Origin of the sequence: Arthrobacter sp. Bi26 (genome assembly GCF_918697925.1) — a bacterium.
Classification (GTDB): domain Bacteria; phylum Actinomycetota; class Actinomycetes; order Actinomycetales; family Micrococcaceae; genus Arthrobacter.
In genome coordinates this window covers 24,871-37,716 of the sequence record NZ_CAKKMF010000047.1, presented here as the reverse complement: position 1 = coordinate 37,716, position 12,846 = coordinate 24,871, and the positions used below count along the sequence as shown (strand labels likewise).

General features: G+C 68.7%; 9 protein-coding genes. 6 read left to right on the top strand and 3 right to left on the bottom strand.

The genetic code is table 11. The features are described 5' to 3' along the window. The 4 genes from LQV16_RS13705 to LQV16_RS13690 all read left to right on the top strand — a co-directional run bounded on the left by LQV16_RS13705 (position 1) and on the right by LQV16_RS13690 (position 6,695). Complete coding sequence (locus tag LQV16_RS13705; protein WP_229994461.1) at positions 1-2,157, top strand: S9 family peptidase; 2,157 nt, start codon at positions 1-3, stop codon at positions 2,155-2,157. A 234-nt stretch (positions 2,158-2,391) separates the two neighbouring features. Then, positions 2,392-3,162, top strand: a complete 771-nt coding sequence (locus LQV16_RS13700) for a peptidoglycan-binding protein (RefSeq protein ID WP_229994459.1) — start codon at positions 2,392-2,394, stop codon at positions 3,160-3,162. 7 nt (positions 3,163-3,169) lie between these two features. Continuing rightward, on the top strand, positions 3,170-5,728 hold the full coding sequence (locus LQV16_RS13695) for a hypothetical protein (RefSeq protein ID WP_229994458.1): 2,559 nt from the start codon (positions 3,170-3,172) through the stop codon (positions 5,726-5,728). Positions 5,729-6,068: 340 nt separating this feature from the next. Continuing rightward, positions 6,069-6,695, top strand: coding sequence for a dihydrofolate reductase family protein (locus LQV16_RS13690; RefSeq protein ID WP_229994456.1), 627 nt, complete (start codon positions 6,069-6,071; stop codon positions 6,693-6,695). 140 nt (positions 6,696-6,835) lie between these two features. Here the strand turns inward: LQV16_RS13690 and LQV16_RS13685 are convergent, their stop codons facing one another. Further along, the gene (locus LQV16_RS13685; RefSeq protein ID WP_229994454.1) at positions 6,836-7,399 is read right to left on the bottom strand and encodes a GNAT family protein; all 564 of its coding nucleotides are present in this window, start codon (positions 7,397-7,399) and stop codon (positions 6,836-6,838) included. 60 nt (positions 7,400-7,459) lie between these two features. Beyond that, positions 7,460-8,629 (bottom strand): acetate kinase, encoded by a 1,170-nt coding sequence (locus tag LQV16_RS13680; RefSeq protein WP_229994452.1) that lies wholly within the window; start codon positions 8,627-8,629, stop codon positions 7,460-7,462. A gap of 351 nt (positions 8,630-8,980) precedes the next feature. Between LQV16_RS13680 and LQV16_RS13675 the strand changes: the two genes are divergently transcribed. Next, complete coding sequence (locus LQV16_RS13675) at positions 8,981-10,123, top strand: globin domain-containing protein (protein WP_229994450.1); 1,143 nt, start codon at positions 8,981-8,983, stop codon at positions 10,121-10,123. Next, positions 10,110-10,622: a DivIVA domain-containing protein gene (locus LQV16_RS13670; protein ID WP_229994448.1), complete on the top strand. Its 513-nt coding sequence runs from the start codon at positions 10,110-10,112 to the stop codon at positions 10,620-10,622. Before LQV16_RS13675 ends, LQV16_RS13670 begins: the two co-directional genes overlap by 14 nt. A gap of 9 nt (positions 10,623-10,631) precedes the next feature. On the opposite strand, the gene pta is transcribed toward LQV16_RS13670, so the two are convergent. Further along, entirely contained in the window at positions 10,632-12,773 is a 2,142-nt protein-coding gene (gene pta, locus LQV16_RS13665; protein ID WP_229994447.1) for a phosphate acetyltransferase, read from the bottom strand. Between the last annotated feature and the right edge of the window lie 73 nt (positions 12,774-12,846).

Genomic DNA, 12,846 nt, shown 5'->3' with positions numbered 1-12,846 from the left:
GTGCGCACCCACCACGGTGACGCGTTCGAGGACAACTACGAGTGGCTGCGGGACAAGGAATCCGCCGAGGTGGTGGACCTGCTCAAGGCCGAGAACGCCTACCAGGAGGCCGTGACCGCGCACCAGGAGCCGCTGCGCGAGGCCATCTTCCAGGAGATCAAGGGCCGCACCCAGGAAACAGACCTCTCGGTCCCGAACCGCAAGGACGGCTGGTGGTATTACACCCGCTCGGTCGAGGGCAAGGAGTACGGCATCCACTGCCGCGTGCGCGGCCGGGAGACCGGGGACCGCGTCGCGGACTGGACTCCCCCGGCTGTGGAGGCCGGCGTCGTCATCCCCGGCGAGGAAGTCCTGCTCGATGGCAACCTGGAGGCCGAGGGCAAGCCGTTCTTCGCCGTGGGCGGGGCCGCCACGACCATCGACGGCACCCTCTATGCCTACGCCGTGGACAACGCCGGCGACGAGCGCTTCACGCTGCGCATCAAGGACCTGCGCACCGGCGTGCTGCTGCCGGACGTGATCGAGAACGTCTTCTACGGCATCTCCTTCGCCCCCGACGGCAGCCGGATCTTCTACACCGTGGTGGACGATTCCTGGCGGCCGTACCAGGTGAAGTCCCATGTGCTCGGCACACCCGTCAGCGAGGACGCGGTCATTTACCAGGAGGACGACGTCGCCATGTGGCTTGGCTTCGAGCTTTCGGCCGACCGGCGCCACCTGGTGCTCAGCATCGGCTGCTCCGAGTTCAGCGAGACCCGCCTGCTGCGCTTTGATGACCTCGACGCCGGACTGCGCACCGTGATCTCCCGCGACGAGCGCATCCTCTACGAGGCCGAGCCGTTCCTGCTGGCGGATGCCTCCGGCCGGAGCCAGGAGCGGATCCTGCTCACCCACAACAAGGACGCCATCAATTCCATGGTCTCGCTCGTGGACCCGGCCGAGCTCGCAAAGCCCCTCGCCGAGCAGCACTGGGACACCGTCGTCGCCCATTCCGACCACGTCCGCGTCAACGGCGCCGGGGTCACCTCGACCCACGCGGTGGTCTCCGTCCGGAAGGACACCATCGAACGGGTCCAGGTCCTGCCCCTGGCCGGCCTGGGCACCCCGGAGCAGGGCGCCGCGGTGGAACCCGCGTTCGACGAGGAGCTGTACACGGCCGGCGTCGCGGGCTCCGACTACGAGGCCCCCGTGATCCGGATGGGCTACACCTCGTACTTCACCCCGTCGCGGGTCTACGACTTCGTGCTGCCCACTCCGGAGCATCCGGCCGGTGAACTCCTGCTGCGCAAGGAGAGCCCGGTGCTGGGCGGCTACTCGAGGTCGGACTACGTCGCCACCCGGGAGTGGGCCACCGCCGCGGACGGGACGAAGATTCCGCTCTCGGTGCTCCGCCACGCCTCCGTCCGGCAGGATTCGACCGCGGCCGGCCTGGTGTACGGCTACGGCTCCTACGAAATGAGCATGGATCCGGGCTTCGGGATTCCCCGGCTGTCCCTGCTGGACCGGGGCGTCGTGTTCGTGATCGCCCACATCCGCGGCGGCGGCGAGCTGGGCCGGCACTGGTACGACGACGGCAAGAAGCTGCGCAAAAAGAACACGTTCACCGACTTCATCGCGGCCACCGACTGGCTCGCCGGATCCGGCTGGGTGGACCCGGGCCGGATCGCCGCGATGGGCGGCTCCGCCGGCGGCCTGCTGATGGGCGCCGTCGCCAACCTGGCGCCGGAAAAGTATGCGGCGATTGTTGCCGCCGTCCCGTTCGTGGACGCGCTGACCACCATCCTGGACCCCGAACTGCCGCTCTCGGCCCTGGAGTGGGAGGAATGGGGCAACCCGATCACCGACCCGGACGTGTACGCGTACATGAAGTCGTACACGCCCTACGAGAACGTCCAGGCCGTGGCGTACCCGAAGATCGCCGCGGTCACCAGCTTCAATGACACCCGCGTGCTCTACGTGGAGCCGGCCAAATGGGTGCAGCGGCTGCGCGAAGTGAACACCGGAAGCGAGCCGATCGTCCTGAAGATCGAGATGGAAGGCGGCCACGGCGGCGCCTCGGGCCGGTACGTGCAGTGGCGCGAACGGGCCTGGGACTACGCGTTCGTGGCTGATTCCCTTGGCGCCACCGAACTGCTGCCGGGAGCCGGAGTGAAATAGCCCGCACGGGCGGCACATCCGGGCGCGGTTTCGCTGGCGAGTTCCGCACTAACGCGCCCATTCGCCAAAGATGGCCGCTATGAGAGCTCTCATAGCGGCCATCTTCGTCGAATCGGCGGGGCGTCCGGTACACAATTAATGATCATCATGCTTACTATTGACGCTTGTTAGGCACATCGATGGAGAAACTGCTCACTGGGGGCAGGCAGAGACGTGCCGGAGATGGAGTTTGTTATGAGCGTTGAGCAGGGAATGACCCCGTTGACTGATGATGAGCTGATGGCGCAGGGCGGCACGGCCCTTCCGGACAAGGAGGTCGCCTCCGTCCTGGACCTGAACGCCGACCTGAACCTGGGGATCAGCGCGGCGGCGCCGATCGACCTCGGCATCGCGGCCAACGCCAACGTTGCCGCGCCTATTGATGCGGCCGCCTCGGCAAACGTGCTCTCCTTCGGGTCTGAGTCCCAGGCCCTCGCCGACCAGGGCACCATCATCAACCAGGGAGTCACGGGCGACGCCACGGCAGACTCCACCCAGGACAGCGTCATCGATCAGGGCGCCGGCACGGATGCCGGGACCACAGCAGGTTCTGCCGCAGCGCCTGCCGCCACGGATCCGACCACAGCCGATCTCGGCGGTGCCGTACCTGCCGGTGCTGTACCTGCCGACGGAACGGGCGTCCTGCCCGATGGCACGGCCCCGGACCTGGGCGGCGCGCTGCCGACGGATGTGGCCGGAGCCGCCGGCGCCGCGGGTGCCCTCAGCGGCAACCTGCTCAACGTCGACGTGAACCTGGACGCCAACGCGGGCATCGCAGCACCCATCAATGGCGCGGTGGCCGCCAACGCCAACGTCGCCGCGCCGATCGACGCGGCCGTCGGCGCCAACATCGGCTCAATCGACAGCAACGCGTTCGCCGTCGCCCAGCAGGATGCCATCATCAACCAGGACATCCATGGCGACGCCACGGCGTCGGCTGACCAGCAGTCCGACCTAAAGCAGTAGCACCTAGATGAGCACTGTGCACGGAGGGCCGTCCGGGCAGGACGGCCCTCCGGTTCCGCCTGCCCCCGGTGGCGTCGGCTCTGCCGCGACCGGCAGCGCCACGTCCGACGCCGGTGCCTCCGGCGCCGGTACTGCCGGCCCCGGTGCTGCCGGCGCCGGTACTGAGGGCCCCGGTACTGCCGGCCCGGCGTCGTCAGTGGCCGTCGGCCTGCAGCAGGCGCCCGTGCGGGCCGCGGGCGTCCAGCTGATCGGCGAGGCGAAGGGGTCCGGCTACAAGGAACCCCCGTCCCTGGTGCGCCGCTCCGACGGCCAGACCATCCAGCTCACGCGCCTGCTGTACCTGGTGCTCGAGGCGATCGACGGCCAGCGGGGCCCGGAAGAAATCGCCGGGCACGCCAGCAACAGTTTCGGACGGCTCGTCAGTGCCGAGAACGTCCGCACCCTGATCACCTCCCAGCTCCTCCCCCTCGGACTCCTCCGGCTGGCGGACGGTTCCGAGCCCGAAGTGAAGAAATCGGACCCGCTGCTGGGCATGCGCTTCCGGTATTCGGTGACCGATCCGGACCGCACCCGGAAGATCACGGCGCCGTTCGCCACACTGTTCAACCCCTTGATCGTGGTCGCCGTGACCGCTGCCTTCCTGGTCACGTGCTGGTGGGTGCTGATGGTCAAGGGGCTGGCATCGGCCACCCATGAAGCCTTCGCCAACCCCGGATTGGTCCTCCTGATCCTGGTGGTCACGGTGCTCTCGGCCGGTTTCCATGAGTTCGGCCACGCCGCCGCCGCCCGTCGCGGCGGTGCCACCCCCGGTGCCATGGGCACGGGTCTGTACCTGATGTGGCCGGCCTTCTACACGGACGTCACCGACTCCTACCGGCTGGGGCGGGGCGGCCGGCTGCGCACCGACCTTGGCGGACTCTACTTCAACGCAATCGTGGCCGTCGCGATCATGGGCATCTGGTGGGCCACCGGCTTCGATGCGCTGCTGCTGGTGGTGGTCACCCAGATCCTGCAGATGGTCCGGCAGCTGATGCCGCTGGTCCGCTTTGACGGCTATCACATCCTGGCCGACGCTACCGGCGTCCCGGACCTGTTCCAGCGCATCAAGCCCACCCTGCTGGCCCTGGTGCCGTGGCGCAGGACAGATCCCGAAGCCAGGCTCCTGAAGCCCTGGGCCCGGGCCGTGGTCACCATCTGGGTGCTGGTCACGGTTCCCCTGCTGCTCTTCAGCATGGCCACCATGGTGCTGACCCTGCCGCGCGTCCTGGGCACCGCCTGGGACAACGGCCTCAAGCAGCAGGCCATGCTCTCCCACAGCCTCGCCGCCGGGGACATTGCCGACGCCGCCGTCCGGGTGATCGCGATCGCCTGCCTGGCATTGCCGGTGCTGGGCATCCTGTACATCCTGCTGCGCCTGGCCCGCCAGCTGGTCACCGGGCTGTGGCGGAAGACCCGCGGCAAGGCCCTGCAGCGCGCCACCGCAATGGTAGCCATCGCGGCTGTGGCCGCGGGCCTCGCCTGGGCTTGGTGGCCCGGCGGTGACACCTACCGCCCCGTCCAGCCCTACGAGCGCGGCACCCTGGCCGACGCCACCACGGCAGTCTTCCCGGCCACCGCCAAGGGCCGGATGGCAGAGGGGCAGTCGGGCAAGACCGTTGCCCTGTGGCCGGAGGGCGCCCGGAAGCCCACCCGCGACGAGCCGCAGCTGAGCATGGTCCTGGTGCCCCGGCAGGGAGCCCCAGCCGGCCCGGCCGGCGCGGCGGCGCCGTCGTGGGTGTTCCCCTTCGACAAGCCGGCGGCTCCGGAGGATGACGGCAACCAGTCCCTCGCGGTCAACACCACTGACGGTTCCGTGGTCTACGACGTCGCCTTCGCCCTGGTCTGGGCGGACGACGGCGACACCGTGGACACCAAGAATGAGGCCTACGCCTTTGCCAGCTGCGCGGACTGCGCCGCCGTGGCCGTGGGCTTCCAGGTGGTCCTGATTGTGGGCCAGACCGATGTGATCGTCCCGGAGAACCTCTCGGCGTCGGCCAACTACAACTGCCTCCGGTGCCTGACCTACGCCCTGGCGAGCCAACTGGTGCTCACCCTTAACGGGCCCCTGAGCGGTGACGGCATGGCCAGGCTCAACGCCCTGTGGCAGGAGATCGCGGCCTACGGCAAGGACCTGCGGAACCAGCCGCTCTCGGAGATCCAGGGCCGGCTCAGCGCGTACAAGGAACAGATCATGGCGGTCATCAAGGCCGATCCGAGTGCCACCCCGGCCGGGTCCTCCGGCACGAGAGCGACGCCGGGCGCAACGCCTGGTGCCACGCCGGGTGCGACGTCTGGCGCCACGCCGGGTGCGACGTCTGGCGCCACGCCTGGTGCGACTCCCGGCAGCACGCAGGCCCCGGCCCCGGGACCCACCCGAGCGACGGCGCCGGCTGGTGGTGCGGCGCCGTCCGGTCCCGCTCCGGGCTCCGGTGCCACGGTGCCGGCAGAGCAGCAACCGACTGCACCGGCTCCCGCGTCGGGCACGGTCTCACCAGCGCCCGCGTCCACCGGGCCGCCGGCACCCTAAGCCGGGGACGCGAACGGCAGCCGAATTGACGCAGATGGCCGGAATGAGGACTCCATTCCGGCCATCTGCGTCAGATCGGCGTTGCGTAGGATCGGCGCTCCGTCACATCGGCCCGGCGCATCGGCGCTCCGTCACATCGGCGCTTCCCGTCGCCTTCCCGGCGCCTCCAACCGCCGGACACCTCCTACCGGGCCTTCCATTCATCCGCGACGATGGTGTACACCATTTCCGTGGCCGTTCGTCCATTTGGTGCCACGTTGGCCTGCCACTTTCCACCTGCCGAGATTCCAGGCCCATGCCGAGCCGTTGGACCCGGCACCCAGCACGGAGAGGCAACACGATGAGACTAACGCTGACAGAGTTCCTCACATTGGACGGCGTGGCGCAGGGTCCTGGATCGCCCGAGGAGGACACCAGCGACGGCTTCTCACAAGGAGGTTGGTTCGTCCCCTACCTGGACGAGGATTTCGTCCGGCGGGCGGCGGCCTGGCTCGGTGAGGCGGATGCGTTGCTGTTTGGCCGTCGGACCTACGAGAACTTTGCGAGGGACTGGCCGAGAATCACGGACCCTGATGATCCGATCTCCGAAAAGATGAATGGGTTGCCGAAGTACGTGGCCTCGCACACCCTGGCGAAGGCTGGTTGGGCACCGACGACGATCCTGTCCGGGGACGTCCCCGCACAGGTCGCTGAGTTGAAGAAGCAGCCCGGCAGGGAATTGCAGATCCACGGGAGTGCCCGGCTGGCCCAGTCGCTGCTGGGCGCGGGGCTGATCGACGAACTGCGGCTGGTGATCGCCCCGGTGGTGGTAAGTAACGGCAGGCGGCTGTTTCCGCCGGGAGGCGCCCCGGCGGGCCTGCGTCTGGTCCGCAATGAGACGACGCCGGGCGGACTCGCGATTCTTGTCTATGAGTCGGCAGGGCTTCCGACGTACGGGACCTATGATCCTGGTTCGTCCCGAGGTTGAGCCTGTCGAACCATTGAACCTGTCGAACCATTGAACCTGTCGAACCATTGAACCTGTCGAACCATTGAACCTGTCGAACCCCGGGGGCATCTGAAAGGTGTCCCCTGGACCTGCCTGTCAACGTCTCAGTGGGGGCCGGTTTAGCGGGCCTTCCATTCCTCCGCGAGGATGGCGTACACCACCTCCGTGGCCCATTCGCCCTTGTAGTGCCACTTGTCCACCTGCCGTGATTCCAGGCGCATGCCGAGCCGCTCACAAAGCGCCGCCGAGTCCGTGTTCAGGGCATCGAGCTTGGCGTCGATGCGGTGGAAGCCCAGGTCCTCAAAACCGAGCTTAAGCAGCGCCCGGGCGGCCTCGCTCGCGATGCCCCGGCCCCGCGCTTCGGGGGCCAGGCTCCAGCCGATCTCGGCCTGCCCGCGCCCCTCCAGCCATTTCAGCACCACCTCGCCGAGCAGCCCCGGCGAGTCCGCGGCCTCGATGGCCAGTGCCACCCAGTCGCCCTCCTTCTCGAACTCGAAGTTGGCGTACCGTCCCACCGTTTCCATCGACTGGGTGTAAGTCTTGGCCTCGCGGGGCAGGAACCGGGCGGTTTCCGGGAGCGAGTGGTACGCGTGGAAGGCATCGAGATCGGAGGCCTCAAAGCGCCGCAGCACTAGCCGTTCGGTGCGGATGGGCAGCGGAGGGAGGGGCTTGGGTTCGGTCATGCCTCCAACGCTACCCATCGATTGCTCCATAAGCGCCGTTTTGAGCCGCCACAAGGGTGGTTACGGAGCAACCGATGCCTGGGCGACGACGGCGGCCGTCGCCTCGGCGATCGCGCGCTCCTCGTCGGTGGGGACCACCAGGACAGACAGGGCCGACGTCGGGGTGGAAATGACCCGGGGTTCCTTGGACCGCTCCCGGTTCAGCCCGGCATCGAGTTCGACGCCGAGGGCGCCGAGCCGCTGCGCCACCAGGTTCCGGAACTGGTGCGAGTTCTCCCCGATCCCGGCCGTGAACACGAGGGCCTTCGCACCGCCAACGGCCACGTGGTAGCCGCCGATGTACTTCGCGAGCCGGTAGGACGCGACCGCCAGGGCCATGGCCGCCTTGGCATCGCCGGCTTCCGCGGCCTCCACCACCGAGCGCATGTCGTTGTTTCCGGCCAGGCCCTTGAGCCCGGACTGCCGGTTCAGCATCGAATCCAGGTCCTCGGGAGACCAGCCGTTCCGGCCCAGGAAGACCAGGATGGACGGATCGAGGTCCCCGGAGCGGGTCCCCATGACGAGGCCCTCAAGGGGCGTGAATCCCATGGAGGTGTCGATTGAGTGGCCGCCGCGGATCGCCGTGACCGAGGCGCCGTTCCCCAGGTGGGCGATGACGGCGTCGAACTCCTCGACCGGAACATCCAGCAGCGCTGCCGCCCGGTGCGCCACGTATTCGTGCGAGGTGCCGTGGAACCCGTAACGGCGGATCCCGTGTTGTGTGTAGAGCTCGTCCGGCACCGCGTAACGCCAGGCGTGCTCGGGCAGGGTGCGGTGGAAGGCGGTGTCGAACACGGCCACCTGCGGCAGCTCGGGCCACTTCTTCGAGATCGCGCGGATGCCAAGGACGTTGGCGGGGTTGTGCAGCGGCGCGAGCGGGTTCAGCCGTTCAATGGCCCGGGTGATCTCGTTGTTGACCAGCACCGGCTCGGCGAAGCGCTCCCCGCCGTGCACCACGCGGTGGCCCACGGCATCGAGCTCACGGTCCCCCAAGGCTTCGTGGATGGCCGCGCCCACCTGCTCCAGCGCCTCGGCGTGGTCGCGGGGGCCCTCGATCTGGCCGTCGCCCTCACCGCCGGCACCCATGCCGATCTTCTCGACCAGGCCCTCGGTGAGCACGCTGCCGGCCTCGACGTCGCGCACCTGGTACTTGAGCGAGGACGAGCCGGAGTTGATGACGAGCACGAGCATGGGGCCTCCTAAGCCTTGGCTTCGACGCTACCGTCGAGGGTGCGTCGGGACTGGCATCACGCCGGAGCCTGGCCGAGCGCTCCGTCGGTTCCACTATAAATTGCCGGACCCGGCAAGGGCGCCAATCCGTTGCGAAAGCCGCGGCGGAGCCGGCCTGCCCGGCCCCTTTCAAGGTGCCGCGAGGAAGGCCCGGGCCTGCGGCGTGGGTGCCTAGACCCGTTGGACCTGCGGACCGGCAATGGGGTAAGTTTGCCGGGGTGCTGGGGGGCCCGCTCCGCCCGAACCGGCGGAGGACGACCCCGACAGAAGGGCCTTTGGATGGATGCCGGTGGGCTGAAAAGGACTTGGTCCATGGCGGCCGCGCTCGGGGACGAAGTCCCCCTGTACTTCTACTCGCACTTATTCCTGTCCCACCCGGAGCTACGCGAAATGTTCCCGGTCTCGATGGCCGGCCAGCGGGACAAACTCTTCGCCGCCCTCGGGCACATCGTGAGCCACGCGGATCAGATTGACGAGGTGGCCGGGTTCATCGGCCAACTCGGCCGCGACCATCGCCGCTTCTCCGTAACGCCGGAGCAGTACTCGATGGTGGGGGCTTCCTTCCTGGCGACGCTGCAGAAGTACCTCGGTCCGGAATGGACCGACGAGGTGGCGCAGTCGTGGGCCGAGGCGTACGGACTGATCGCCAAGGTCATGGTCATGGCCGCCGAGGAGGCCTCGGATACTACTCCGCCGTGGTGGGAAGGCGAGGTCACCGCCGTCGAGCGCCGAAGCCTGGATGTCACGGTCCTGGAGGTCCGCGTCGCGGACGGCTTCACCTACTCGCCCGGCCAGTCGGCCTCGGTGGAGGTTCCCGCCCTCCCGCGGACCTGGCGCTTCCTGAGTCCTGCCAACGCCCCCCGCGCCGACGGCACAATCGAACTGCACGTCCAACTGATCCCCGGCGGCCTCTTCAGCACCGCCGCCGTCCGCCGGACCAAGGTGGGCGATACGGTGCGCATCGGCGCCCCTGTAGGGGACCAGCTCGCCCTCGAGGGTTCACGGGACCTGCTCATGGTTGCCGGCGGGACCGGGCTCGCCCCCATGGCCGCGATCGTCGACGCCGTCCGGCAGCAATGGGGCGAGTACGGGACCGGGCCGCGGGTGGACCTCTTCCACGGGGCACGGGTCCCGTGGAACCTCTACGACCAGCAGCGGCTCGCCGAACTCGACTCGAGGGAGCCGTGGTTCAGCTACCACCCGGTCGTCTCCGACGACGCGACCTTCCCGGGCGCCCAGGGCTACGTGGGCACCGTGGCAGCGGCACACCCCGAGGCACCCCGCCGTCTGGCCCTCGTGGCCGGATCGACGGCGATGGTGGGGCACACCATCAGCGAACTCGTTGCGGCGGGCACCCCGCGCGCCGATATACGGTACGAAGACTACGCAGGTGTCGAGGACAACTCCTCTGCCACCGGCGCAGACCAGGGAGAGGTATACCATGAGCACCGCTAGCCCAGAAGGCCGCATCAGCCCTTCCGACGTCCGCAACGCCTCGTTCGAGGTGGTGGGACGCGGGTACGACCAGCAATCCGTCCACGAGTTCCTTCGCGCTGTTGCCGAGCAACTCGAGGCGGACCAGCGCCAGCCGGGCGCAGTAAGTCCCCAAGCCAAGGACGAGATGGTCAAGGTCATCACGCAGGCGCAGATTCTCGCCGAGAAGTTCGTGGCCGAGGCCGAGCAGTACTCGAAGGACCTCGTAGCCAGCGCCCGCACGCAGTACAGCGAGATCCTGCGCCGCGCCGAGGACTCCGTGGCCACGCGGGAGGCCGTTCCTGTGCCGGCGGCCACGGCGGCCGGCTACACCGACACCATTCAGGAAATCGAGTATGTCCGCACCTACACCAAGGTGGCCCAGGTCCAGCTGCGCGCCGTGATCGATGCCCTGGCCGAGCAAGTGGACCGGCTCGGGGACCTCCCCGTGGCCCGCGCCGACCGCAGCAGCAACGAGTAGCACCAAGCCCTAGGCTCCGGCGCGCCCCGCCTGCGCGGGCTGCGCGCCGGAGTCTAGCGCCTCGGCTGACGCGCTGTCAGTCACGGACTGCGCCTGCACGGCGGTGATGGCCACCGTGTTCACGATGTCCTCCACGGTGCACCCGCGGGAGAGGTCGTTGACCGGCTTCCGGAGCCCCTGCAGGACGGGCCCGACGGCGACCGCGCCCGAGGACTGCTGCACCGCCTTGTAGGTGTTGTTGCCGGTGTTGAGGTCCGGGAAGATGAACACGGTGGCCTGCCCGGCGACGGACGAGCCGGGCATCTTGGACTGGGCGATCGCGGCGTCCACGGCGGCGTCGTACTGGATGGGGCCTTCGACGGCGAGATCCGGGCGGCGGTCCTTCACGACTTCGGTGGCCTGCCGGACTTTGTCCACTGCTTCCCCGGTCCCGGACCCGCCGGTGGAGTAGGACAGCATGGCCACCCGCGGCTCCACGCCGAACTGGGCTGCGGTCTCGGCTGAGGCCAGCGCGATATCCGCCAGCTGCTCCGCGTTCGGGTCAGGGTTGACCGCGCAGTCGCCGTAGACCAGCACCCGGTCCGGCATCAGCATCAGGAAAACCGAGGAGACGATCTTTACGCCGTCCCGCGTCTTGACGAACTCCAGCGCGGGCCGGATGGTGTGGGCAGTGGTGTGCGCGGCGCCGGACACCATGCCGTCCACCACGCCGAGCTGCACCATCATGGTGCCGAAGTAGCTGCCGTCGAGCATGACTTCCAGCGCCCGGGCCAGGTCCACGCCCTTGTGCGCCCGCAGCTCCGCGTACTTCTGAGCAAACTGCTGGCGCAGCTCCGACGTCGCGGGGTCCACGATGCTCATCCCGGAGAGGTCGATGCCCTGGGTGGACGCCAACTCCCGGACTGCCGACTCGTTGCCCAGGATCGTGAGGTCGCAGACGTCCCGCCGGTGCAGAATTTCGGCGGCCCGCAGGATCCGCACGTCGTTGCCCTCGGGCAGGACAATGTGCCGGCGCTGCAGCCGGGCCCGCTCAATGAGGTCGTGCAGGAACCGCAGCGGCGTCATCCGCTCCAGCCGCGGCAGGTGCAGCCGCTCCACCAGCTCGGCCTCGTCCACGCGCTTCGCCCACAGCCCCACGGCCGAGGCCACCTTGCGGCGGTGCCCCGACCAGATCTCGCTGCGGACCTCGGACACCCGTTTGGCGGTGGTGTAGGTATCGTCCGGGGCCGCGAACACGGGGAATGGCGCCTGCGCCAGCAGCGAGTAGATATTGGGGTCCGGGGCCAGGCCGCCGGTGAGGATGAGCGCCGACGGCACTGGAAACTCCGGCGAGAACGACGACGCGAGGCACGCGACCATCACGTCCGCACGGTCACCCGGGACGATCACCAGGGCGCCGTCGTCGAGCACGTGCAGGAAGTTGGCCACGTTCATCGCCGCCACCTTGATGGAATGGACGTCGCGTTCCATGTCCTGCCGGCCGGCCACCTGGCGGATCCCGAGGGCCGAGGCCACCTCCCCGGTGGTGGGCCGTGCGATGTCCTCCAGCTCGGGGAAGACGTAGACGGGGCGGCCGGACGCGCCGGGCTTCACGGCGGCGATGATCCCGTCCACGTCCTCCGGGTCGGCGCGGTTCACCATGATGGCCAGGAGGCTGCAGCGTTCCGCCGCCAGTTCCTTGCGGGCAACCTCGACGGCGTCGGCAGCCTCCGCGACGGTCCGCCCCTTCGCGCCCACCACGGCCACGATCGAGGCGGCCAGGTTGTTCGCGAGGCGAGCGTTGAGGTCGAATTCGACGGCGGCATCCTGGCCGGTGAGGTCCGTCCCCTCCACAATCACGACGTCGCAGTGGCGGGACATTTCGGCGAAGATCTCGACGCAGCGGGCGTCGATCTCGGCCCTGTTTCCCTCGGCCAGCAGTCCGCGGACCTCGGCAAACGTCAGGCCGCCGCGGCAGCGCTGGTCGTCAAGATCAAACCGGGCCTTCATCAGCGCCACCATCGGGTCCGCCGCGGCGTCGTTGCCGTGAACCACAGGCTTGAAGAAGCCGATGCGGTCCGCGTGCCGGTGGAGGGTGTCCGCCAGCCCCAGCGCTATGAGGGACTTGCCGGAGCCCGGGGTGGTCGCGCTGACGTAAATTCCTTTGGCCATGATCCGCCCTTTGCTGTGCTGGTGCAGGTCCTCCTATCCTGTCACCTCCTGCGGCGACCTGGGCCAGGCAGAG

Bases quoted from the DNA above. Each gene is read 5' to 3' on its own strand.
- LQV16_RS13675 (WP_229994450.1), top strand. From the start codon at position 8,981: ATGGCGGCCGCGCTCGGGGACGAAGTCCCCCTGTACTTCTACTCGCAC.
- LQV16_RS13670 (WP_229994448.1), top strand. From the start codon at position 10,110: ATGAGCACCGCTAGCCCAGAAGGCCGCATCAGCCCTTCCGACGTCCGC.
- LQV16_RS13695 (WP_229994458.1), top strand. From the start codon at position 3,170: ATGAGCACTGTGCACGGAGGGCCGTCCGGGCAGGACGGCCCTCCGGTT.
- LQV16_RS13690 (WP_229994456.1), top strand. From the start codon at position 6,069: ATGAGACTAACGCTGACAGAGTTCCTCACATTGGACGGCGTGGCGCAG.
- LQV16_RS13700 (WP_229994459.1), top strand. From the start codon at position 2,392: ATGAGCGTTGAGCAGGGAATGACCCCGTTGACTGATGATGAGCTGATG.
- pta (WP_229994447.1), bottom strand. From the start codon at position 12,773: ATGGCCAAAGGAATTTACGTCAGCGCGACCACCCCGGGCTCCGGCAAG.
- LQV16_RS13685 (WP_229994454.1), bottom strand. From the start codon at position 7,399: ATGACCGAACCCAAGCCCCTCCCTCCGCTGCCCATCCGCACCGAACGG.
- LQV16_RS13680 (WP_229994452.1), bottom strand. From the start codon at position 8,629: ATGCTCGTGCTCGTCATCAACTCCGGCTCGTCCTCGCTCAAGTACCAG.